The 22,339-nt window shown below is 62.1% G+C and carries 20 protein-coding genes and 1 other annotated feature; of the genes, 13 read left to right on the forward strand and 7 right to left on the reverse strand.

Annotation, left to right across the window (positions count from 1 at the left end; genetic code table 11):
* Positions 1-160: 160 nt before the first annotated feature.
* The 5 genes from ACFWHB_RS11120 to ACFWHB_RS11140 form a co-directional block, all read right to left on the reverse strand.
* Positions 161-1,000 carry an alpha/beta fold hydrolase gene (locus tag ACFWHB_RS11120; RefSeq protein ID WP_395948386.1) on the reverse strand — a complete coding sequence of 280 codons (840 nt, stop codon included), beginning with the start codon at positions 998-1,000 and terminating at the stop codon, positions 161-163.
* A gap of 2 nt (positions 1,001-1,002) precedes the next feature.
* On the reverse strand, positions 1,003-1,521 hold the full coding sequence (locus tag ACFWHB_RS11125) for a Slp family lipoprotein (protein WP_139745484.1): 519 nt from the start codon (positions 1,519-1,521) through the stop codon (positions 1,003-1,005).
* Between the two features lie 67 nt (positions 1,522-1,588).
* The gene (gene tsaB, locus ACFWHB_RS11130; RefSeq protein WP_395948387.1) at positions 1,589-2,290 is read right to left on the reverse strand and encodes a tRNA (adenosine(37)-N6)-threonylcarbamoyltransferase complex dimerization subunit type 1 TsaB; all 702 of its coding nucleotides are present in this window, start codon (positions 2,288-2,290) and stop codon (positions 1,589-1,591) included.
* Positions 2,291-2,441: 151 nt separating this feature from the next.
* Positions 2,442-4,352, reverse strand: coding sequence for an ATP-dependent DNA helicase (locus ACFWHB_RS11135; RefSeq protein WP_395948388.1), 1,911 nt, complete (start codon positions 4,350-4,352; stop codon positions 2,442-2,444).
* A gap of 66 nt (positions 4,353-4,418) precedes the next feature.
* Positions 4,419-4,664, reverse strand: coding sequence for a hypothetical protein (locus ACFWHB_RS11140; protein WP_106886821.1), 246 nt, complete (start codon positions 4,662-4,664; stop codon positions 4,419-4,421).
* A gap of 185 nt (positions 4,665-4,849) precedes the next feature.
* Positions 4,850-4,974: a sequence feature (His leader region), on the forward strand.
* 28 nt (positions 4,975-5,002) lie between these two features.
* Between ACFWHB_RS11140 and hisG the strand changes: the two genes are divergently transcribed.
* The 13 genes from hisG to ACFWHB_RS11205 all read left to right on the forward strand — a co-directional run bounded on the left by hisG (position 5,003) and on the right by ACFWHB_RS11205 (position 20,690).
* Complete coding sequence (gene hisG, locus ACFWHB_RS11145) at positions 5,003-5,899, forward strand: ATP phosphoribosyltransferase (RefSeq protein ID WP_106886822.1); 897 nt, start codon at positions 5,003-5,005, stop codon at positions 5,897-5,899.
* A gap of 12 nt (positions 5,900-5,911) precedes the next feature.
* On the forward strand, positions 5,912-7,222 hold the full coding sequence (hisD, locus tag ACFWHB_RS11150) for a histidinol dehydrogenase (RefSeq protein ID WP_395948389.1): 1,311 nt from the start codon (positions 5,912-5,914) through the stop codon (positions 7,220-7,222).
* Positions 7,219-8,319, forward strand: a complete 1,101-nt coding sequence (gene hisC / locus ACFWHB_RS11155) for a histidinol-phosphate transaminase (protein WP_395948390.1) — start codon at positions 7,219-7,221, stop codon at positions 8,317-8,319. Before hisD ends, hisC begins: the two co-directional genes overlap by 4 nt.
* Before the next feature lie 12 nt (positions 8,320-8,331).
* Complete coding sequence (hisB, locus tag ACFWHB_RS11160; protein ID WP_234690043.1) at positions 8,332-9,465, forward strand: bifunctional histidinol-phosphatase/imidazoleglycerol-phosphate dehydratase HisB; 1,134 nt, start codon at positions 8,332-8,334, stop codon at positions 9,463-9,465.
* Positions 9,465-10,097 carry an imidazole glycerol phosphate synthase subunit HisH gene (gene hisH, locus ACFWHB_RS11165; RefSeq protein WP_234690044.1) on the forward strand — a complete coding sequence of 211 codons (633 nt, stop codon included), beginning with the start codon at positions 9,465-9,467 and terminating at the stop codon, positions 10,095-10,097. Before hisB ends, hisH begins: the two co-directional genes overlap by 1 nt.
* A gap of 5 nt (positions 10,098-10,102) precedes the next feature.
* Positions 10,103-10,837 (forward strand): 1-(5-phosphoribosyl)-5-[(5-phosphoribosylamino)methylideneamino]imidazole-4-carboxamide isomerase, encoded by a 735-nt coding sequence (gene hisA / locus ACFWHB_RS11170; RefSeq protein WP_395948391.1) that lies wholly within the window; start codon positions 10,103-10,105, stop codon positions 10,835-10,837.
* 153 nt (positions 10,838-10,990) lie between these two features.
* Complete coding sequence (locus tag ACFWHB_RS11175) at positions 10,991-12,100, forward strand: response regulator (protein ID WP_168235072.1); 1,110 nt, start codon at positions 10,991-10,993, stop codon at positions 12,098-12,100.
* The gene (locus ACFWHB_RS11180; protein ID WP_395948392.1) at positions 12,093-14,252 is read left to right on the forward strand and encodes a PAS domain-containing protein; all 2,160 of its coding nucleotides are present in this window, start codon (positions 12,093-12,095) and stop codon (positions 14,250-14,252) included. Before ACFWHB_RS11175 ends, ACFWHB_RS11180 begins: the two co-directional genes overlap by 8 nt.
* Entirely contained in the window at positions 14,249-18,217 is a 3,969-nt protein-coding gene (locus ACFWHB_RS11185; RefSeq protein WP_395948393.1) for a PAS domain S-box protein, read from the forward strand. Before ACFWHB_RS11180 ends, ACFWHB_RS11185 begins: the two co-directional genes overlap by 4 nt.
* 176 nt (positions 18,218-18,393) lie before the next feature.
* On the forward strand, positions 18,394-19,167 hold the full coding sequence (gene hisF / locus ACFWHB_RS11190; protein WP_163154900.1) for an imidazole glycerol phosphate synthase subunit HisF: 774 nt from the start codon (positions 18,394-18,396) through the stop codon (positions 19,165-19,167).
* The gene (gene hisIE / locus ACFWHB_RS11195; protein ID WP_111910570.1) at positions 19,160-19,789 is read left to right on the forward strand and encodes a bifunctional phosphoribosyl-AMP cyclohydrolase/phosphoribosyl-ATP diphosphatase HisIE; all 630 of its coding nucleotides are present in this window, start codon (positions 19,160-19,162) and stop codon (positions 19,787-19,789) included. Before hisF ends, hisIE begins: the two co-directional genes overlap by 8 nt.
* Positions 19,790-19,992: 203 nt before the next feature.
* Positions 19,993-20,283, forward strand: a complete 291-nt coding sequence (locus ACFWHB_RS11200) for a hypothetical protein (RefSeq protein WP_395948394.1) — start codon at positions 19,993-19,995, stop codon at positions 20,281-20,283.
* 107 nt (positions 20,284-20,390) lie between these two features.
* Entirely contained in the window at positions 20,391-20,690 is a 300-nt protein-coding gene (locus ACFWHB_RS11205) for a hypothetical protein (protein WP_395948395.1), read from the forward strand.
* Between the two features lie 352 nt (positions 20,691-21,042).
* Here ACFWHB_RS11205 and ACFWHB_RS11210 read toward each other — a convergent pair whose 3' ends face one another.
* Together ACFWHB_RS11210 and ACFWHB_RS11215 are read right to left on the reverse strand one after the other, a co-directional pair.
* Positions 21,043-21,681, reverse strand: a complete 639-nt coding sequence (locus ACFWHB_RS11210; protein ID WP_395948396.1) for a pentapeptide repeat-containing protein — start codon at positions 21,679-21,681, stop codon at positions 21,043-21,045.
* 2 nt (positions 21,682-21,683) lie between these two features.
* Positions 21,684-22,310: a CatA-like O-acetyltransferase gene (locus tag ACFWHB_RS11215; RefSeq protein WP_395948397.1), complete on the reverse strand. Its 627-nt coding sequence runs from the start codon at positions 22,308-22,310 to the stop codon at positions 21,684-21,686.
* Positions 22,311-22,339 lie beyond the last annotated feature (29 nt).

A 22,339-nucleotide genomic window follows, 5' to 3' on the forward strand; every position in this document is an offset into this window, starting at 1 on the left:
TGTGTTGCCTCCGTCCCTGTCACATCCATTTCAATCAGTTGTTTTAAGCTCATGCTCTAATGCCGCACATAGTTACATAAGGCAACATCGATTAACAGCAAATTAACAACGAGAAGTGTGAGGGAGAAAGCAAACCTGACATGATTCAAAGCCGGCGATCCTACCGGATTTGACAGAAGTTTTCGATATAAACGGCGGTTTTGGCCGAATTTTCCATATGGAAGTGATGATTTCCCGCCACCTGTACCATTTCAATCTGGCCAAAGGCCGGCCCCCGCCACTGCCACTGCGTCAGCAGACTCGGGAACCCCTGCTCGCCACGGATGAAGAGCACAGGGCAGGCGATGGCTCGGATCAGCGCCAGGGCCTGACCTTCGCTCATGCGCATGGGCGAGAGATCCCGCAGACGGGGATCGCTGCGCCAATGCAGCCGCCCATCCCGCGCCTCCAGCTGGCGCTCGCAGATAAGGCGCGCCGCCGCCGGGGAGATATCCGCCACCTTGCAGCGGGCCGCCACCGCCTCGTCGAGGGAGGCAAAGCCACTGGACGCTCGCTCGCGAGTACGGCTGCGATTGAGAATGGCCCGCCGCAGCTGGGCGGGCACCTCCTCATCGGATTGGCTGAGCGGCCCCAGCCCCTCCAGCAGGACGAGCCGCACTATCTGCTCGGGGAAGACACCGGCATAGGCGCTGGCGATCAGGGCCCCGAGAGAGTGGCCGAGCAGGACGAAGCGCTGCCAGCCCGCAGCCTGGGCAATCTGATGGAGATCGTCGAGCCAGTCGACGAAGACATAGGGGGTGGCTTTGTGATCCGAATGACCGTGTCCCGGCAGATCGACGCAGACCAGGTGGCACTCATCGAGATGGGGGGCAAGGGGCAGGAAGCTGGCGCCGTTGTCGAGCCAGCCGTGCAGGGCAATGACCAGAGGCTTGCCCTGCCGGCCGTTATCCAGCAGGGCGATGCGTCGTCCGTCGGCCAGGGTGAGGAAGCGCTCTTCCATCGTCACCAGCGGGAGTAGTGGCGTCTTGGCCAGAAGGGATCATAGAAGGGGTCGTAGAAGTAGGGGTCCATGTAGCGGATCTCCACCTCCTTCACCGGCGGCCACAGCTTGCTGGCGGTGACCTTGAGCACAGAGAAGCGATACTTGTGATCCCCTATCTGGCTGTCCACCGGCTTGTCCAGGGTGCCGAGCACCGTCAGGCTGCGTCCCTTGGCATAGAGCGTCGGATCCACAAAACCCTTCATGACGGCCAGAAAACGCCCCGGGCTCTGCTCCGTCTGGGTCGGCACGCCATTGGCTTTGAGCGGCAGGTAGACCACCTCGATGATGCTCTGATCCTGCTCGTTGTGCACCGCCGAGATGACGCCGCTCCAGCGCGCGGGCTTGCCCTCCATCCCCTGCAGGGCAGGTTGATAGGCCACCAGCTGGCTTTCCGGCTCATAGGCCAGCTCCTTGGGCACCGAGCTGCAGCCGACTAGCAGCAGCCCCGTCAGGCCCAGCATGATCACGCGTTTCATCATTTGCCTCTCCTTGTCCGCGCCGTCCGCCTTCACTCGCTGGCGTCGAGTCGCGGCTCGCCGTTGGATGTCACTCGCGACCGGGCAGTTTTTTCCAGGTCACCTTGTCGCGCAGATAGACAGGGGTAGCCTGCTCCACAGCGACCGCCTCCCCCGCCAGCCAGGCGGCCCGAGCCAGTGGCAGCATGTCGACCGCCGCCGGGAAGCGAACCTGGCTCACCGCCAGCTCGTCGGCCAGGGCGTTGAGCGTCTCGCCATAGGTTTCAAAGCCGGTCCCGACGCAGCTCAGGCTGCCCGCCAGCTTGCCGCGCGCTTCAATCAGGGCGGCGGGATCGCTCACCACTTCCTCCCCCATCAGTTGCATACGGCCATCACACAACTCGTAGTGGCCAAAATAGACCTCGTTCATCCGCGCATCTATCGCGGTCAGCACCCGCTCGGCCCCCTCCAGACGATGAGCCCCCTGGGCCATGGCAGCCAGGGTCGAGATACCGATGAGCGGCACGCCGGCGCCAAAGGCGAGCCCCTGGGCCACGCTGATCCCGATGCGCACGCCGGTAAAGGAGCCCGGTCCACGCCCGAAGGCGATGGCGTCGAGCTCAGTCAACGATAGACCGGCCTCGTCTAACACAGCCTGAACCATGGGCAGGATTTTTTGGGTGTGATCCCGCGGCGCCTCTTCCCAACGGGAGAACAGCTTGTCGCCCACCAGCAGGGCGGCGGAGCAGGCTTCGGTGGCGGTATCAACGGCCAGGATCTTCAACTCGGTCATGGGTTCCAATCTCTATAAATCAGTCAATGACATAACGTGCAAGCGGGATCTGCTCACCCGTTTTCTTAACATGGCAAATCGGTCAATCGCTAGCCACCCGCCAGCATCGCAGGCCGAATGCAGAGCGCGCCGGGTACGCGGCCTGTCTGGCTCAAGCGCCCCGGTCAAAGAAACTCCCCAACAACTCTAACTCCCGGGTGCGAGGGATGGCGGGCAGACTCTTGATAAAGGTGGCGCCATAGGGCTTGTTGACCATGCGCGGATCACAGATAACCAGCACACCGTGATCACTGCGATCACGAATGAGCCGCCCCACCCCCTGTTTCAAGGCAATCACCGCCTTGGGCAGCTGGAGCTCGGCGAAGGGATCTCCCCCCTTGAGCTTGCAGTCATCCACCCGCGCCTTGAGCAGCGGGTCGTCCGGGCTCGCAAAGGGCAGCTTGTCGATGATAACACAGGACAATGCCGCCCCTCGCACGTCTATCCCCTCCCAGAAACTGCTGGTAGCCACCAGCACGGCGCGCCCGTTCTCCACGAAGGTCTTGAGCAGCCGCTGCTTGTTGTCCTCCCCCTGCAAGAGCACGGTGCGGCCTATCTCCCGGCGCAGCACTTCGGCCACCTGGCGCATCACCTGATGGCTGGTGCAAAGGAAAAAACACCCCCCCGGCGTCTTGTTGATGAGGGGGATCATCAGATTGGCCAGCTGTTCCCCCCGCCCGAAGGCATTGGGCTCGGGCAGGAAGCGCGGCACACAGAGGCGCGCCTGTTCGGCGTAGTCAAAGGGGCTGTCTAGGATAAGCTCGGCGCTGCCGGCGAGCCCCAGCTCCGCCTTGAAGTGATCGAAACGCATATCCACCGTCAGGGTGGCTGAGGTAAAGATCCAGGCCACCTCGGGCTTTTGCACCTCGGCGCCGAACCGCTCGGCCACCGACAGCGGGGTGAGATTGAGGGAGAAATGCAGCCGGGAGCAGTCATACCAGTAGGAGAAACCTGTCTGATTGACCGCCAGCACCTCCCCGAGGCGGGTGCGCAGCTCGCAGACTCGCTCGAAGGCGTGATCCAGCTGCTCGCCGCGCCCGAGCGCCAGTTTCAGCACCTCGTAACAGAGCCCGATGGCGTCGTTGAGACGAGCCAGGGCCTGGCCCCAGAGCGGCTGGCGCAGGATATCGCGGGTATTGCCGCGCCCCCCGTCTATCCCGAAGGCGAGGCGCAAGTCCTGGCTGGCGATGGAGAGCCTGTCCGCCGCCTTGCCAAGTTGTCCCATGTCGTGGGCCTCGGCTCTATAGGCGAGCTGGATGTCCTGCGCCAGATCCAGGATGGTGCGGCTGCCCACCGACTTGCCGAAATAGTTGGTGGCGATCTCCGGCAACTGGTGCGCCTCGTCGAACACATAGACTTGCGCTTCGGGCACCAACTCGCCAAATCCGGTGTCTTTCACCGCCATATCGGCGAAGAAGAGGTGATGATTGATCACCACCACCTGGGCATCCATGGCCCGGCGCCGGGCCACCACCAGATGGCAGTCGTCGTAATAGGGGCAGTCGCGGCCGAGGCAGTTGTCGTTGGTGCTGGTGACGTGGGCGAGGATCTCGGCGTTCTCCTGCAGCCCAGGAATGTCCCCCACATCGCCGTTGTCGGTGGCGGTGGACCAAGACTTCACCTTGACCAGATCGCTGAGAATTTCGGGCTTTTGCAGGTGGGATTCGCTCAAGAGGCGGTTCATCCGCTCGATGCAGAGATAGTTGCTGCGCCCCTTGAGCAGGGCCACCGGCGGGGTGTAGGAGAGCGCGCCTGTGATGGTGGGGAGGTCCCGGTAGAAGAGCTGCTCCTGCAGGTTCTTTGAGCCAGTGCTTATCACCACCCGCTTGCCGGATTCCAGCGCCGGCACCAGATAGGCGTAAGTCTTGCCGGTGCCGGTGCCCGCCTCCACCAGCAGGCGGCTGCCGCCCTTGATGGCGCGCGCCACCGCTTCGGCCATCTCCAGTTGCGGCGCGCGGGCCTTGAAGCCCTCGATGTGGCTGGCCAGAGGGCCATCTGGCTTGAACAGGGTCTGGATGGTCAAAGGAGGGTCCCGCGCAAAAGCGGCCATTATGCCAAAAGCGTGGCGAAAGCGGGACTGATAATGCGTTCAGACGAAGAGATCGATCTGATGGTCCGGATCCGGCTTGTGATCATCTTCCTGCGCCTTTGGCTGATCACGCTTGGCCGGGTGATGCCCCTGCTGGTACTGCTGGGCGCCGCCGCCGTTGTCAGTGCCAATCTTGCGCAACTGATGCTTCTGGCTGATCTGGGTCACCTCCCGCTTGATGTCGTCGGGGCTCGGGGTCGACGGCGCGCGCGGCAAGATGGGGAATAACAGGTCCTGGCTGGGCATGGTGATCACTCCTCAGGCTATCTTGATTAGTTATCGACCAGAAAACCGTTTTCTCCACTTTAATCGGGCAAATCACAATTTCAGGTTGCATTTTCTGTCAAGGCAGGTAGTTTAAATCAGGCGTCAACTACGACATCTTATTTGTAAAGGATTGATTACATGAAGTTCACCCTGCTGAAGACTCATCATCACCATCATCATCCCGACTAGTCTTTCAGGAGGTTGACTGCTGGAAGACACTTAACTGGTGACTTCCAAAAGGACCGCAAGATTCATGAACCCTCGGAAGCACACACTTCCGAGGGTTTTTTCGTTTTTGACTAGAAGGAAATCGAGCAATGGAAACACAACGTCTGCGCATCGCCATGCAAAAATCCGGTCGCCTGAGCCAGGACTCCCAAGCCCTGTTCAAGAGCTGCGGCCTCAAAATTAACTTACGGGAACAGCGCCTTATCGCCCACGTGGAGAACATGCCCATCGACATATTGCGGGTGCGTGATGACGACATCCCGGGGCTGGTGATGGAAGGGGTGGTCGACCTTGGCATCATAGGCGAGAACGTGCTGGAAGAGGTGCAGCTCATTCGCGCCTCCCAGGATCTGCCCTATCAGGTCAAGACCCTCAAGCAGCTCGACTTCGGTGGCTGCCGCCTCTCCCTGGCGGTGCCGGAAGACGTCACCTACACAGGGCCGCAGAGTCTGGCGGGCAAACGCATCGCCACCTCCTACCCCGGGCTGCTCAAGCGCTTCTTCGACGAGAAAGGTCTTAATTTCAAGAGTGTGATGCTGGGCGGCTCGGTGGAAGTGGCGCCCCGCGCAGGCCTGGCCGATGCCATCTGCGATCTGGTCTCCACCGGCGCTACCCTGGAGGCCAACGGCCTCAAAGAGGTGGAGGTGATCTACCGCTCCAAGGCGGTGCTGGTGCAGGCTCCCAACCCCTTGAGTGAGGCCAAGCAGAAGCTCATCGACAAGCTGCTGCCCCGCATCCAGGGGATGCAGCAGGCCCGCGAGAGCAAGTACATCATGCTGCACGCCCCCAAAGACAAGCTCGATGCCATTACGGATCTGCTGCCGGGCGCCGAGCGCCCCACCATAATGCAGCTGGCCGGTGACACCAATCAGGTGGCGCTGCACGTCGTCTCCAGCGAGACCCTGTTCTGGGAGACCATGGAGCAGCTCAAGGCCCTCGGCGCCAGCTCCATCCTGGTGCTACCCATCGAAAAGATGATGGAATAAGGAAGGGACACCATGCAGACCCTGATCTGGAAGACCCTCTCCCCCGCACAACAGGCCGACGTGCTGACCCGGCCGGCGCTCAATGACGAGGCGGACATAGGTGCCGTGGTCAAGGAGATCATCGGCGCCGTGCGCAGCCGGGGCGACGACGCCCTGCGGGAACTCGGCCTGCGCTTCGAGCGCGCCCCCCGCGAACAGCTGCGCGTCAGCGAGGACGAAATCGAGGCCGCCTGCGCGCGGTTGGATGACGGTATCAAGGGTGCCATTGAAGCGGCCATCGCCAACATTCGCACCTTCCACGCCGCGCAAGCGCAGCCCGTGGTGCGGGTGGAGACCCAGCCCGGGGTGGTGTGCGAGCTGCGCACCCAGCCCATCAGCCGGGTCGGCCTCTATGTGCCCGGGGGCAGCGCGCCGCTCCCCTCCACCGTGATGATGCTGGCCATTCCGGCAAGCCTGGCCGGCTGCCGCGAGGTGGTGCTCTGCACCCCCTCTCCGGCCAGCGACGAGATACTGTTTGCCGCCCGCGCCTGTGGCGTCGAAAAGGTGTTCGCCATCGGCGGCGCCCAGGCCATCGCCGCCATGGCTTACGGCACCCAGAGCATTCCCAAGGTGGACAAGATTTTCGGCCCGGGCAACGCCTACGTGACCGAAGCCAAGGGCCAGGTCTCCCGCGACTGGCGCGGCGCCGCCATCGACATGCCCGCCGGCCCCTCCGAGGTGCTGGTGATTGCCGACGAGAGCGCCAATCCTGCCTTCGTGGCCGCGGATCTGCTCTCCCAGGCCGAGCACGGCCCCGATAGCCAGGTGGTGCTGGTGACCACCTCGCCGCTCCTGGCCGACGCCATCGCAGGCGAGATCAAGGGCCAGCTGGCCCAGCTCAGCCGCCGCGACATCGCCGCCCAGGCGCTCGGCAGCAGCCTGGTGATCCTCTGCGACAATCTGGACGAGGCCTGCGCCATCTCCAACGCCTATGCGCCGGAGCACCTGATAGTGCAGACCCAAGCGCCCCGCGATCTGCTGGACAGACTCGAGAACGCCGGCTCCATCTTCTTGGGATCCTGGACGCCGGAGTCGGTCGGCGATTACGCCAGCGGCACCAACCACACCCTGCCCACCTACGGCTATGCCCGCACCTGCTCCAGCCTCGGGCTCGCGGATTACCAGCGCCGCTACACGGTGCAGGAGCTGAGTATCGAGGGGATCCAGGGCCTTGGCCCCATAGTCCAGCGCATCGCCGATGCGGAAGGGCTGGATGCCCATAAAAACGCCGTCACCCTCAGATTGAACGCACTTTCAAGCCAGCAGCAGAAGGATTTGTCATGAGCATCGCCAATCTGGCTCGCCGCGTGGTGCGGGCCCTCACCCCCTATCAATCCGCCCGTCGCATCGGTGGTCAGGGTCATGTCTGGCTCAACGCCAACGAGGCGCCGCTGGCCTACCCCTTCACCATCGAGGGCAACCGCCTCAATCGCTACCCCGAGTGCCAGCCGGCCGAGGTGGTCAACGGCTACGCCGCCTACGCCGGGGTCAATCCGAGCCAGGTGCTGGTGAGCCGCGGCGCCGACGAGGCCATAGAACTGCTGATCCGCACCTTCTGCGAGGCGGGGGAAGATCAGATCCTCATCTGCCCCCCCACCTACGGCATGTACGCCATCAGCGCCGAGACCTGCGGCGTCGGCATCGTCGAGCAGCCGCTCACCGCCAGCCGTCAGCCGGACTGGTCCGCCATCGCGGATCGCCTCTCCGATGTGAAGCTGGTGTTCCTCTGCTCCCCCAACAACCCCACCGGGGATCTGGTGGGCCGCAAGGGGCTCATCGCCTTGCTGGAGAAGGCCCGGGAGCGCGCCATCGTGGTGGTGGACGAGGCCTACATCGAGTTCTGCCCGGAAGGCTCAGTGGTGGATCTGCTGGACCAATACCCCAATCTGGTGGTGACTCGCACCCTCTCCAAGGCCTTTGCCCTGGCGGGCATCCGCTGCGGCTTTACCTTGGGCAATCCCGAGGTGATCACCATGCTGGCCAAGGTGATAGCCCCCTACCCCATCCCCGAACCCATCGCCCAGATAGCGGCCCAGGCCCTCTCCCCCATGGGGCTGGCGCTGATGCAGGAGCGGGTGCAGGAGCTCAACAAGCAGAAGGCCCTCATCAAGGCCGAGCTGCTTCGGCTTGGCTGCGTGAAAGAGGTGTTCGAGGACAAGGGCAACTTCGTGCTGGTGCGCTTCACCGATGGCGCCGCCGTCTTTGCCGCCATGAAGGCCGCCGGCATCATCTTGCGTGATTTTTCCAGCAAGCCGGGCCTGGACAACAGCATCCGCATCACCATCGGCTATCAGGGGGAGATGGACGCCGTCCTCACCGTGCTGCGCGATCTATCGAACAGCACCCCCTCAGCCAGCAACCCGTCTGCCGCCAGCGTATAAGGAAGTAGCCAGATGAAGACCCCGTTTTTGTTTATCGACCGTGACGGCACCTTGATAGAAGAGCCGGTGACCGACAAGCAGGTGGACAGCCTCGCCAAGCTGCGCTTCGAGCCCATGGTGATCCCGGTGCTGCGCGAGCTGCAGGCCGCCGGATACGTGCTGGTGATGGTGACCAACCAGGATGGGCTGGGCACCGCCAGCCTGCCACTGGAAAACTTCCAGCCCCCTCAGGATCTGATGATGCACCTCTTTGAATCCCAAGGGGTGAACTGGGAGCAGGTGCTGATCTGCCCCCACTTCCCCACCGACGGTTGCAGCTGCCGCAAGCCGAACCTCGGGTTGGTGAAGGAGTACCTCGCCTCGGGTCGTATCGACTTTGCCAACTCCTTCGTGATTGGCGACAGACAGACAGATCTGCAACTTGCCGAGAACATGGGCATCCGCGGCATTCGCTACCAGCCGCAGGATCACGACTGGCTCGCCATCCGTGATCAGCTGCTCTCCAAGGGGCGGGTGGCCGAGGTGGAGCGCTACACCAAGGAGACCCGCATCCAGGTGGCGGTGGACTTGGACAAGAGCGGCGGCAACCAGATTGCCACCGGCATCGGCTTCTTCGATCACATGCTGGATCAGATAGCTACTCACGCCGGGTTCCGCCTCAAGCTGAAGGTCAGCGGCGATCTGCACATCGACGATCACCACACGGTGGAAGATGTGGGGCTGGCCCTGGGTCAGGCCCTGCGCCAGGCCCTTGGCAACAAGCGCGGCATAGGTCGCTTCGGTTTCGTGCTGGCGATGGACGAGGTACAGGCGGTGATCGATGGCCGCCCGCGCCATACCACCGATACCCCCTCCCTCACCGAGCTGGACGTGGCCACGGCGCTGGACTTGAGCGGCCGCCCCTACTTCGTGTTCGACTGCCCGAGCGGCTTTGGCCGCGACAGCGTGGGGGAGATGGCCACCGAGATGGTGCCCCACTTCTTCCGCTCCCTCTCGGACGCCATGGCCATCACCCTGCAGATGAAGGTGGGCAGCGGCAACACCCACCACCAGGTGGAGGCGCTGTTCAAGGGCTTTGGCCGCGCCCTGCGCCAGGCCATCCGGGTGGAAGGGAGCGAACTCCCCTCCAGCAAGGGGGTGCTGTGATGGGTTTGAGTAAGCAAAACCTCGTCATCATCGACACCGGCTGTGCCAATTTGGCCTCGGTGCGGATGGCGTTCGAGCGCCTCGGCGTGCAACCGCAGGTCTCCTGCCAGGCCGCCGACATCGAGCAGGCAGACAAGCTGATCCTGCCCGGGGTGGGCACTGCGGTGGCCGCCATGAAAAACCTCAACGAACGGGGACTGGTGCCCCTTATTCGCGCCGCCAAGCAGCCCCTGCTGGGCTTTTGTCTCGGCATGCAGATGCTGGCACAGGCCTCCGAGGAGACCATGAGTGGCAGTGACGGATCGGATGAGGGCTTGATCGAGGGCCTCGGCATAGTGCCTGGCAGGATCCGGCTGATGGAGGTGGGCAATCTGCGCCTGCCCCACATGGGCTGGAACCAGATTGAGCACGACGAGACCCACCCGTTGCTGAGAGGGATCCGAAGCGGCAGCTACTTCTACTTCGTCCACTCCTACGCCCTGGAGGTGACAGAGGCGACCCTCGCCAGCTGCGACTATGGCCATCCCTTCACCGCCATCGTCGGCCGTGACAACTTCTTCGGCGCCCAATTCCACCCGGAGCGCTCAGGCAGTGCCGGTGCCCGTTTACTGCAAAACTTTCTGGAGCTGTAACAAGGATGATCATTCCCGCAATTGACCTCATCAATGGCCAGGTAGTCCGACTCTATCAGGGGGACTACGGCCAGAAGACCGCATACAGCAGCAGCCCCCAGGCCCGCTTCGACGACTATGTTGCCCAGGGGGCGGAGCAACTGCACCTGGTGGATCTGGACGGCGCCAAGGATGCAAAAGCGCGCCAGCTTGCCCTCATCACCGAGCTGCTCGCCGTAACCCAGGCGCCGGTGCAGGTGGGCGGCGGGGTGCGCAGCGAGCAGGACGTGGCAGACCTCTTGGCCGCCGGCGCCAACCGGGTGGTGGTCGGCTCCACCGCCGTCAAGTCCCCGGATCTGGTGGCAAGCTGGATGGAAAAATACGGCCCCGAGCGCATAGTGCTGGCGCTGGACGTCAATATCGATGCCCAGGGTAATCGCCAGATTGCGGTGGCAGGTTGGCAGGAGAACAGCGGCGTGAGCCTCGAGGTGCTGATCGAGCGCTTCCTTCCCGCCGGGCTCAAGCACGTGCTCTGCACCGACATCAGCCGGGACGGGACCCTCTCGGGCAGCAACGTCGAGCTCTACCGGGATCTCTGCTCCCGCTACCCCAGCGTGGCGTTTCAGGCCTCAGGCGGTATCGGCGGCCTGGCCGACATAGAGGCGCTCAAGGACACAGGCGTCAGGGGGGTCATCCTCGGCCGCGCGCTGCTGGAGGGCAAGTTCGACGTGAAGCAGGCCATCGCCTGCTGGGATGAATGACCACGGGATCACCCGGTGATCCCTAAGGTGCCTGTCCGGCCATCAGCGCCGGAACAGGCACCTCTTCTTCTGGGGGCGCAGCGGCAAGCCCTTATAATCTGGAAGCAATTGACTCTATACTCGGACTCATCGAGATAACGTCACGGAAGGCTTATGTTCACATCTCACTGTGCCACCATCCTCATCGTCGATGACTCTCCCGAGAACCTGATGGTGCTGACCGAATTGCTCTCGCCCACCTATAGGGTGCTCGCCGCCCAGAGCGGGGAGAAGTGCCTGCGCATTGCCAGTGGCAAGACGAGACCGGATCTCATCCTGCTGGACGTGATGATGCCCGGCATGGACGGCTATGAGGTACTCAGACAACTGCGCACCAACCCCGAGACCCACCGCATTCCCGTGGTACTGCTTACCGCCCTCGCCGATCCCCAAAGCGAGGAGTTCGGCCTGTCGCTCGGGGCCGTCGACTACATCACCAAACCCATCAAGCCTGTCATCGTCCAGGCGCGGGTGCGCACCCAGCTGGAAGCCAAGCAGGCCCGGGATGGTCTGCACGATCAGAATGCGGCCCTGGAGGCCGAGGTGGCGCGCCGGATGACCGAAAACGATCTGATCCAGCAGGTCTCCATCCGGGCGCTGGCCCATCTGGCGGAGATCCGCGATCCCGAGACCGGCAATCACATCCTGCGCACCCAGGCCTATGTACGGCTGCTGGCGAGCGCCCTTGCCGGTCACCCCCGCTTTGCCGAGACACTGTCGCCGGATTACATCGATCTGCTGAGCCGCTCCGCTCCTCTGCACGACATCGGCAAGGTCGGCATTCCCGACCATATTCTGCTCAAGCCGGGCAAGCTGACCCCCGAGGAGTGGCAGATCATGCGTACCCACGCCAAGCTCGGCAGCGATGCCATCGAGGAGGCCGAGCGGGATATGGAGCAGCCATTGGCCTTCCTCACCCTGGCCAAGGAGATAGCTCACTGGCACCACGAGAAGTGGGACGGCAGCGGCTACCCGGATGGCCTCTGTGGCGACGCCATTCCTCTCTCGGCCAGGTTGATGGCGCTGGCGGATGTGTTTGACGCCCTCATCAGCGTCCGGGTCTACAAGCCAGCCATGTCCTATGAGGAGGCGCGCACCCTGATCCTCTCTGGCAGCGGTCGACATTTTGACCCGGACGTTGCGGCAGTCTTCGACAGCCATTTCGAACAGTTCGTCACCATAGCCGAGCGTTATCAGGATGACGCCGAGGTCGCCCATGGCTGAACAGCCTCCCCTGACCCGAGCCCATGTGCTCAACGTGGTGCTCACCTATGCCGCCGTGGCAAGCCTGTGGATCCTGCTCTCGGACAAGGCGGTGGAGTGGCTCTTCAGCACCCCGGCCCAGTTCGCCCTGGCCAGCACCATCAAGGGCTGGCTGTTTATCCTCATCACAGCGCTCATGCTCTATACCATGCTGCGCCGCCGCATCAATCAATCCACGGCAAGCCCCCGGCTCTCCGGGCGTCAGTGGCTGCCCATACTGCTGCTCAACAGCCTCATTCTGGCCCTGACTGCCATGGCCATCGCCCAGAACATAGGGCTGACCCGTGACAAGGAGGTCGCCCGGCTCGAAACCATCGCGGACCTAAAGAGCCGACGCATCACAGAGTGGCTGGGCAATCGGGAGCAGGATCTGCGCCAGATCATCGACAACCCGCGCTATGGGGATCTCTCACCCTCCGCTCAGAGGACCAAGCCGTCTGATGAACAGGCACAGCGGCTGACGCGGCTGGTGGAGTTCATCTCGGCAGAAGGATTCGATGGTGCGGCCCTCTTCGATCCGGCTGGCCAGCCCCTGTGGCAGACCCCGGGGGCGGGCATCATGAATGCCACATTGCGCGATGCCCTGGCCCGGGTGACCGCGGGCAAGGTACTCAGGGTCGGACCCTATCTGGATGAGCTGGGCCAGCCCAGGATCGACTTCGTGGCGCCTCTGACCACGGCGGCGGGGCCGGCGCCCGTCATAGTGCTGCAGATAAGCGGCAGCCACTGGATAAACCAGATCATCAAACCCTGGCCCATCCCCGACAGCAGTGGTGAAGCCACGCTGTTTCGCCAGCGCGCAGATCAGGTGCAGTATCTGAGCGACCTACGTTACCGCCCCGACTCGGCCCTTCGCCTGCACCTTCCGCTCCATCACGACACCTTGCTGGCGGCCCAGTATCTGCGTCTGGATGCCGGGCAACGAGGGCCCAGGGTGCTCTCTGGCAAGGATTATCGCGACATGGCGGCCTTTGGCGTCGTCTACCCGGTCGAGGGCACGGACTGGTATCTGCTGGCCAAGATAGACAAGGCCGAGCTCAACCAGGCCAGCTTCAAGGAGAGCATCTGGATTGGTCTCATCAGCCTGCTGGTGCTCTTCGTCACCAACGCCGGCATCATATTGCTGCGCCAGCACACCCGACTGCTGATGACCGAACAGGTCCGCCACTCCCAGGCACAACGGCTGCAGGCGTTGCAACTGCTCTCCGCCATCGCCGACAGCTCGGAGGATGCCATCTTCGCCAAGGACAGAGAGGGCAAATACATACTGTTCAATCGCGCCGCCAGCCAGTTCGTGGGCAAACCGGCCGCCGAGATGCTGGGCCAGGATGACCTGGCCATCTTTCCCCCCGATCAGGCCCGGATGCTGATGGCCGCCGGCCGTCGGGTGATAGAAAACAACCGGGTGCAAACCGAGGAGGAGTATCTCACCCTGCCCTGCGGCGATCGGGTATTCCTCGCCACCAAGGGGCCGCTGCAGGATAACGACGGTCAGGTGATCGGCATCTTCGGTATCTCCCGCGACATCACGGGCTTCAAGCGTGCCGAGGCAGATTTGCGAGAGCGGGAGGGACTGTTTCGTGCCCTGGTGGAGCAATCCCTTGCCGGCATCTATATCATCCAGCAGGGCAGACTCTGCTACATCAACCCCTGTTTTGCCCACCTGTTTGGCTATGACTCCCCCGGCGCCCTGCTCGGCGTCGGCCCACTGCACGCCTTGGCAAGCCCAGAGGACAGCGAACGGGTGGCCGAGCTGGTGCTGCGCTGCGAGCAGGAGGGTGGCGACATCCATGCCCGCTTCAGCGCCCTGCACCACGGCAGCCAGGCCCTGGAGGTGGAGCTGTACGGGCGGCGTGTCGACTATCGCGGCCAGCCCGCCGTGCTCGGGCTCTTGCTCGATGTCACCGAGCGGGAGCAGGTCGAGCAGGCTCTGACCCGCCAGGCCATGGAGCTGCGCCAGCAAAACGAGGAGCTGGAGCGTTTCAACAAGGTGATGGTGGACAGGGAGCTCGCCATGCTGACCCTCAAGCACCAGATCAATGAGCTCTCGCGCCAGCTCGGGCTACCGCCGCCCTACCCCCAGGCCCCCATGCCGCCGGAGGAGCACCCATGATGAACCGACCGCAACTGTGGCACGTCCGCCCAGCCACCCAGCGCTGGGGCGTCTGCCTGCTGGCCCTGCTGCTGCCCGTCCTGATGTTGCAGATCCGGGTCCAGCTGCCCATCGCCTTTGGCGAGCGGCCGTTGCTGGTGCTCTTCATGCTGCCCATCATCATCTGCGCCCTGCTGGGGGGCTTGCTGCCAGGCCTGCTCTGCACCCTGATCACTGCCCTGGTCACCACCTATTTCCTGCTGCCCCCAATCCATGAGCTGACAGTGGCGGCCGGTCAGGATCTGGTGCAGTGGGGACTCCTGATCGCCAACGGCGTGCTCGTCAGTCTGCTCAGCGCCGCCATCCACCACTCCCGCGCCCGGGAGATCCAGCGCTGGCAGGAACTGATCAGCACCCAATCCCGCCTGCAACAGAGCGAAAACCGCTTCCAGGTCACCTTCGAGCAGGCGGCAGTCGGCATCGCCCTGGTCGCCCCCGATGGTGGTTGGCTGAGGGTCAATCAGCGCCTGTGCGACATGCTGGGCTACAGTGCCGATGAGCTCATGGGCATGAGCTTCCAGCAGATCACCCACCCGGACGATCTCTTCATCGATCAGCACCACGTCACCAGGATGACGGCAGGCGAGCTGCCCCACTACACCCTGGAGAAGCGCTATCTGCGCAAGGGGGGCGAGATCATCTGGACGACACTGACGGTGGCCCTGGTCAGGGATCTCGAGGGAGAGCCCGATTACTTCATCTCCATCATCGAGGACAATCAGCAGAACAAGGAGACCGAAGAGGCCCTGCGCCGCAACGAGGGGATACTGCGAGAATCCCAGCGGCTGGCCAAGATCGGCAACTGGCGCTGGCGTGTCAGCGACGACAGCCACTTCTGGTCGCCGGAGATCTACCGCATCTATGGCCGTGATCCCGCCCTCCCCCCCGCCGTCTATCCCGAGGTGAAAAAGTACTTCACCCAGGAGGGCTGGCACACCATTGCCAAGGCCGTCGAGCGCTGCCTGCACAACGGGCAACCCTATGAATGCGATGCCGGCGTCATCAACGAGCAGGGGAACCCCGTCTGGGTCACCGCCCGTGGGGCCGCCTTGCGGGACGGGGACGGCAATGTCGTCGAGCTCTATGGCACTGTGCAGGACATCACGGAGCGCAAGCTGGCCGAGCAGCAGTTGCTGCACAATCAGCAGGTGGCGCTCGATACCCAGCGGCGCGCCCGCCTGGCGGCACTGAACCTGATGGACGATGCCATCAGTGCCCGGGTCCGAGCCGAGTCCATCAGCAGCGCCCTGCGCGAGAGCGAGCAACGGCTGCTGATGGCCCAGGAGGGCGCCCACGTCGGGATCTGGGAGTGGGACATGGTCAATGATCACCTCTTCTTTTCCCCGGAATGCGCCCGCCTCTATGGCCGCCACGCCGAACAACTCACGACCTTTCACGCCTGGCAGGCTTGCCTGCACCCGGAGGACAAGCCCCGTATCGACGCCTTGCTGTCCGAACTGTCGGTCAGCGACAAGCCCTTCGAAATCGAGTTCCGGATCCTGCTGCCAAACGGTGACCTATGCTGGCTGGTGAGCAAGGGCAGCGTCTATCGGGATGCCTGGCAGCGCCCCCTGCGTCTGCTCGGCATCCATCTTGATATCACAGAGCGCAAGCAGGCCGAGCAACAGCTGAGGCAGCTCTCCCTGGCTCTGGAGCAGAGCCCGGACGGCGTCTTCATCACGGATACCCGGGCCCGCATCGAATATGTCAACGCGGCCTTCCTGGCCATCAGCGGCTACCGGCAGGACGAGGTCATCGGTCAGACTCCCTCACTGCTGCGCTCCGGCCTCACCCCCAGAGCCACCTATGTTGCCCTGTGGGATGCCATCAAGCGCGGCCAGCGCTGGCACGGCGAGTTCGTCAACCGGCGCAAGGACGGCTCACACTATCAGGTGCTGGCAGCCATCTCCCCCATTCGCCAGGAGAACGGGGGAGTGACCCACTATGTGGCGGTACAGGCCGACATCACAGAGAAGAAACAGCTCGGCGAGGAGCTGGATCAGTACCGTTACCACCTGGAGGAGATGGTCAACGAGCGCACCCTGCAACTGGCCCAGGCCCATCAGCGCGCCGAGAGCGCCAACCGTGCCAAGAGCGCCTTCCTGGCCAACATGAGCCACGAGATCCGCACGCCCATGAACGCCATCCTGGGGCTGACTTATCTGCTCAAGCGCGACACCCCGGACAGCACCCAGCACGAGCGGCTGGAGAAGATCGACAATGCCGCCCAGCACCTGCTCACCATCATCAATGACATCCTGGATCTCTCCAAGATAGATGCGGGCAAGATGGCGCTGGAGCAAGGTGACTTCTCCCTCACCGCCATGCTGGACAACGTCAGCGCCCTGATGAGCGAGCAGGCCCGTGCCAAGGGCCTCAGCCTCATGGTCGACATGGGAGACTCGCCCATCTGGGTTCATGGCGACATCACCCGCCTGCGCCAGGCACTGCTCAACTACGCCGCCAATGCCATCAAGTTTACCGAGCAGGGCGCTGTCACCCTGCGGGTACGGATGGCCCGTCCGCTTGCCAGCGGCTACCTGCTGCGCTTCGAGGTAGAAGATACCGGCATCGGCATCAGCCAAGAGCAGTGCGAGAAGCTGTTCCAGGCCTTCGAGCAGGCCGACGTCTCCACCACCCGCAAATACGGCGGCACAGGCCTCGGGCTCGCGATCACCAGTCGGCTTGCCGCCCTGATGGGAGGAGAGGCTGGCGTCAACAGCACCCTTGGCCAGGGCAGCTGTTTCTGGTTCACCGCCGCCCTCTCGGCGGGTCAGGGGGAGGCGCCGCAACCGCTCCCGCCTGCGCAGAGCCTGGCGCAGACCTTCTTCCCCCACAGGGCCCGGGTGCTGCTGGTGGAGGACAACGCCATCAACCGCGAGGTGGTGCTGGAGCTGCTTTGCCACAGCGGCCTGGTCATCGAGACCGCCGTCAATGGTCAGGAGGCGCTGGAGCGCGTCCGCCAGCATCCCTACGATCTCATCCTGATGGACATACAGATGCCGCTGATGGATGGCTACAGCGCCACCCGCGCCATCCGCGCCCTGCCCGGCCGGGAGCGGATCCCCATACTGGCCCTGACGGCAAGCGCCTTCGAGGAAGACAGGCAGGCGAGCGAATCGGCCGGCATGAACGACTTCATCGCCAAGCCTGTCACCCCCGCCAAGCTGTTTGAGGCGCTGCAGCGCTGGCTGCCCAGCAACGGGATGGTGGAGCCCGATGAGCAGGACCTGCCCCGCGACATGCAGGCAGGCCCCCTCGCCCCCCTGCATGGCTTCCCCGGGCTGGATCTGCAACAGGGGTTGGCGGCACTGCAGGGCAATCAGGAAAAATACCTTGCCTTGCTGCGCCACTTCGCCAGCGAGCATCACCAGGACATGGCCCTGCTCGGCCACCATCTGCAAACGGGTGACAGTGTGACCGCCACCCGACTGGTTCACACCTTGCGCGGGGTCGCGAGCACCCTTGGGATGACGGACCTCGCGCAGCAGTGCCTGCAGCTGGAACAGAGGCTCGCGGAGGATGGCCTTGAACAGCCCGCCCTGATGACGGCCATCGCCGGGGCCTTGGTTGCCCTGCGCGAACGATTGGGGGAGGAAGCGCCCGTCCCTGCGGCGGAGCTCATCCCCCTTGGCAGCCAGTGGCAACGGGATCTGCGCCACCAGATGGAGACGCTGCTGGCGCAAAGCGATACCGCCGTGATCCCGCTGTTCGAGCAGTATGCCGCCCCCTTGCGGCTCATGCTGGGGCCACGCAGCGAGACCCTGGCCAGGCAGTTGAAGGCATTCAACTTCGACGGTGCCCTGCTCACCCTTCGCCAATGCGTGGAAGCAGATGAGCCCCCAACAGAAGTGATCTCCCCCCTGCCCGATGGCCCTTCGCTGCCCCCGGGCCAGGCGAAAGGAGACAAAGGGTTGAATCACTGAATAAAGTCATGCATATAGTGTTGGTTCCCCCTGGGCCGCGCCGCCCGAAGAGCGCGCCGTTTCCCGCTCAGGATCCAGCAGAGAAAGCATGCCAACCGCTTTTCCGTCCGCCGCCTGATCCTGCGTCACCGGCAGAACGAAGTTTTTTTAACTGTGCTTTACATGGAGCAATGAGCATGTTGTCAAAGCGTATTATCCCCTGCCTTGACGTCAAAGATGGCGTTGTGGTCAAGGGCGTGCAGTTTCGCAACCACGAGGTGATGGGCGGCATAGTCGAGCTGGCCCGCCGCTACGCCGAGGAGGGTGCCGACGAGCTGGTGTTCTATGACATCACCGCCTCGAGCGACGCCCGCGTGGTGGACAAGAGCTGGGTGAGCCGGGTGGCCGAGGTCATCGACATCCCCTTCTGCGTCGCCGGCGGTATCAAGAGCGTCGAAGATGCCCGCCAGATCCTGGAGTTTGGTGCCGACAAGGTCTCCATCAACTCCCCGGCCCTGGCCGATCCCACCCTGATCACCCGACTGGCGGAACGCTTCGGCGTGCAGTGCGTGGTGGTCGGCATCGACTCCTACTTCGATGCGGCGAGCGGCCAGTATCAGGTCAAGCAGTTCACCGGTGACGAGAGCCGCACCCTCACCACCAGCTGGACCACCCTGGAGTGGGTCAAGGAGGTGCAAAAGCGTGGCGCCGGCGAAATCGTGCTGAACGTGATGAACCAGGACGGCATGCGCCAGGGCTATGATCTCGAGCAGCTCAAGCTGGTACGGGCCGTCTGCAAGGTGCCGCTGATTGCCTCCGGCGGCGCCGGCACCATGGTCCATTTCCTCGATGCTTTTACCCAGGCCGACGTGGACGGGGCCCTGGCGGCCTCCGTCTTCCACAAGGGCCTTATCCCCATTCCCGAATTGAAACGCTGGCTGAAAAACGAAGGAGTCGCCATCCGTGAATAATCCCTTGATTGATCCCACCCTCATCGACCGCCTCGATTGGGCAAAATGTGACGGCATGATCCCCGCCATCGTCCAGCATGCCGCCAGCGGCGAGGTGCTGATGCAGGGCTTCATGACCCGCGAAGCCCTGGAAAAGACCCAGGCCACCGGCCAGGTCACCTTCTTCAGTCGCAGCAAGCAGCGCCTCTGGACCAAGGGTGAGAGCTCGGGCCATGTGCTCAAACTCGTGGCCATCAGCACCGACTGCGATCAGGATTCCCTGCTGGTCGCCGCCGATCCGGTCGGCCCCACCTGCCACCTGGGCACCCCTTCCTGCTTCGACGGTCACCCGCTGCCGCCGCTCGGCTTCCTCGCCGAGCTCGAGCAGATACTGGCTTCGCGCAAGGGGGCAGACCCTGCCACCAGCTACACCGCCAGCCTCTATGGCAAGGGCACCAAGCGCATCGCCCAGAAGGTGGGTGAAGAGGGGGTGGAAGTAGCCCTGGCCGCCATGGCGAAAGACAGAGAAGAGCTCATCAACGAATCCGCCGATCTTCTATATCACCTCACCGTGCTGCTGCAAAACGAGGGGCTGGGCCTGAAGGATGTGGTGCAGCGCCTCCATGAGCGCCACAACAAGTAGTCTTTCCACCGATAGACAAAACGGGCCCGCTGGGCCCGTTTTTTGTGCGCCTGCGCCCTCTTCGCGGGAGTAAGCCGCCTCAAGGGGACTCTGCGCCCCTGATCGGGCCGGGATACCAAGGCTGGCCTCCCCCCTGAACAGGGAGTCGCTCATCCCAGGGTCGGCGGCGATAATGGCGCACCACCCTCACCTCCCCAGACGCGATGAACAAATTTCAGGTTTTCTCCACCCCGGAGGCGCCCGCCGCCTTCACCTTGCTCGACATGGCGTCGACCAGCTTCCTGGCAGACAAGGCCGTTTTGCTGGCGCAGGGGTTCGAGGTCATAGGCGAACCCATACTGGCCCCTGATGCCCGCGCGGCGGCCGAATCCCATCAACTCAACATGGCCGATCCCAGCCGCCCCTATGGCGGCCCCAGCACCATAGGCCTCTTCGCTTATACCCTGCTTAATGCCCCCCGGCTGTTTGGCAAGGGCAAATCACCAAGACGCTGACTGAAGCCGACCTGAATAAAGGCCCCTTGGGATGTCGCAAATGGGGCCTGTCCGGCGGGAAAGCCCCCATGGATAATGAAGGGACACAGTTCACCCCCAGAGGCCCTATGAGCAAATACCAGTTCTTCCGTCAGGGACAGGATCCCGCCAGCGTCACCTTCTTGCTGATGTCATCGCCCTCTTTCTTGACTGCCAAGGCGCAACTGCTGGAGCAGGGGTTTGAAGTGGTGGGGGATTATATCGATGCAGCCAACGAGAAAGAGGCGCTCGACAAGTTCAAGAGTGGCATGATAGAGCCGCTCGCGGAGTACACCAAGGCGACCGAGGAGGGAGGGTTCTATTACTTCATCACCGGCCTGTGGGAGGCGCTGAACAAGCGCATCAGGGGCGCCAATCCTCCCCGCTGATAGGCTAGGGTATGACAGACCCGCCATCTCTTCCCCAGCAAACAGTGAGCCTGTTGACCTTGCAACAGGCCTTCGCAGAACGAAAGGCCGGGCCCTGCAAGACGTGGTGCGGCGCCCTCATGAGCGGCATCACAAATGATCGGAGTATTGATATCCGACGGCTCACCCGGCTTGCCTCGACCAGTTAAAGGGGTGAGTCTTTGTGATATTAAAAATAAACAAGAGGGAGGCCTTATGCCTCCCTTTTAAATCCGAAAAAGACCTTACAGTCAAATAATGGTCATGCCCCGACTTATTGCTCAACATGATTAAAAAATATTCACGACACAAGCCATTGACTGGCATTTGGCTTTCAATCAAACAGCTCGAATCCAAAACTATCCAGCAAGTGGATTGCCTCAAGTCGTGTGAATTTAGTCCCTTTCAGGTGATTGTCCCGCACATCGATACGGTAATTTGTCGCCTCCCTGAAATCAGTACCGTTCAGGTTGGTATTGCCGAACATGCTTTCAGTAAAATCCGAGTATGAGAAATCGGATTTGCTGAAGTCGCCACCTCTGAAGTCCGCTGCCCTTACCTTGCACTCCTCCATGATCATCCCAGGCAATTTAAGACCAAATAACGAGGAGTCATTTAAAATAGATTTTTTGAACATGAGCTGACCAGGCACCACAAACCTTGACCACTCGGCTTTAGTCCAGTCAACCCCGATAATTTTACACTCTTCGTAAAGTACGGCTAAAAATCGGCTGCTATCAACGCGGAGGTTGCTCAGATCTGAATTTTTGAAGACGCAGTCAACGAACTTGCAACGTTGAAAATGGGCACCATTGAAGGAGCAATTCACAAAGACACAGTCTTCAAATACTTTTGCGTAGATATGGGTGTCGGCACACTTGAGACCATTGAACTCTTCTTGGTAATACTCGGCGATGCCGTCATCTATTCTATCTTTCATATTGAGCCTTATTGCGATAATTCTGACATTCACGCTCAGTCTTCATTGAGTGCTGTTTGCAGTTTTTCGAGAAACCTGCCGATATGAATGCCATCAACAAAGGAGTGATGCACCTGCACGGAAAAAGGCAGCATGACACGGCTCTCTCTCTCGGAATACTTTCCCCAATTGAAAAGAGGGATGGCGTTCTCTTTGTCTCCGGAGAATGTATGAGACAGTTGCGTATATGAGAACCAAGGTAGCGGTGAAAATTGAAAAACATTGCCTCCCGCTGGCGCTGTAAAATACGCCTGTTGTGCAAGCGCGGCCTGCTGCGCCGCCAACACATAGGCCTGCAGCGTATCCGTCAATGGGGCGTCAACAACCTTGAATAACTCTGTTTCCTTGTCAAGGTAAGTAAACACAGTATTGATTTGATCGTATAGCACCACGCGCCCATCCAAGAATCGGTAGCGAAATGCCTCCATTTCATTTGCACACCTGGCCGTGACGAATATCATGGCAAAGGTGAATGATGTCTCCAGCTTGCGGATTTTGTTTATAAATTTCGTCACATCCAGCTCAACGGTCACGCCATAGAGTGGATTGCTGAAATTCTTGAAAATATTGCAATGGAGTGCACGCCCCCACTTGGTTTCATCAACCAGGAGATAGTTTGACACAGCGAAACCGCCTTTTTTAAATGGGTTTA

This window comes from Aeromonas mytilicola subsp. aquatica (assembly GCF_044336385.1).
GTDB lineage: Bacteria > Pseudomonadota > Gammaproteobacteria > Enterobacterales > Aeromonadaceae > Aeromonas > Aeromonas rivipollensis.

Coding starts and splice junctions, on each gene's coding strand:
- ACFWHB_RS11120 (WP_395948386.1), bottom strand. CDS start 1,000: ATGGAAGAGCGCTTCCTCACCCTGGCCGACGGACGACGCATCGCCCTG.
- ACFWHB_RS11125 (WP_139745484.1), bottom strand. CDS start 1,521: ATGATGAAACGCGTGATCATGCTGGGCCTGACGGGGCTGCTGCTAGTC.
- tsaB (WP_395948387.1), bottom strand. CDS start 2,290: ATGACCGAGTTGAAGATCCTGGCCGTTGATACCGCCACCGAAGCCTGC.
- ACFWHB_RS11140 (WP_106886821.1), bottom strand. CDS start 4,664: ATGCCCAGCCAGGACCTGTTATTCCCCATCTTGCCGCGCGCGCCGTCG.
- hisG (WP_106886822.1), top strand. CDS start 5,003: ATGGAAACACAACGTCTGCGCATCGCCATGCAAAAATCCGGTCGCCTG.
- hisD (WP_395948389.1), top strand. CDS start 5,912: ATGCAGACCCTGATCTGGAAGACCCTCTCCCCCGCACAACAGGCCGAC.
- hisC (WP_395948390.1), top strand. CDS start 7,219: ATGAGCATCGCCAATCTGGCTCGCCGCGTGGTGCGGGCCCTCACCCCC.
- hisB (WP_234690043.1), top strand. CDS start 8,332: ATGAAGACCCCGTTTTTGTTTATCGACCGTGACGGCACCTTGATAGAA.
- hisH (WP_234690044.1), top strand. CDS start 9,465: ATGGGTTTGAGTAAGCAAAACCTCGTCATCATCGACACCGGCTGTGCC.
- hisA (WP_395948391.1), top strand. CDS start 10,103: ATGATCATTCCCGCAATTGACCTCATCAATGGCCAGGTAGTCCGACTC.
- ACFWHB_RS11175 (WP_168235072.1), top strand. CDS start 10,991: ATGTTCACATCTCACTGTGCCACCATCCTCATCGTCGATGACTCTCCC.
- ACFWHB_RS11180 (WP_395948392.1), top strand. CDS start 12,093: ATGGCTGAACAGCCTCCCCTGACCCGAGCCCATGTGCTCAACGTGGTG.
- ACFWHB_RS11185 (WP_395948393.1), top strand. CDS start 14,249: ATGATGAACCGACCGCAACTGTGGCACGTCCGCCCAGCCACCCAGCGC.
- hisF (WP_163154900.1), top strand. CDS start 18,394: ATGTTGTCAAAGCGTATTATCCCCTGCCTTGACGTCAAAGATGGCGTT.
- ACFWHB_RS11200 (WP_395948394.1), top strand. CDS start 19,993: ATGAACAAATTTCAGGTTTTCTCCACCCCGGAGGCGCCCGCCGCCTTC.
- ACFWHB_RS11205 (WP_395948395.1), top strand. CDS start 20,391: ATGAGCAAATACCAGTTCTTCCGTCAGGGACAGGATCCCGCCAGCGTC.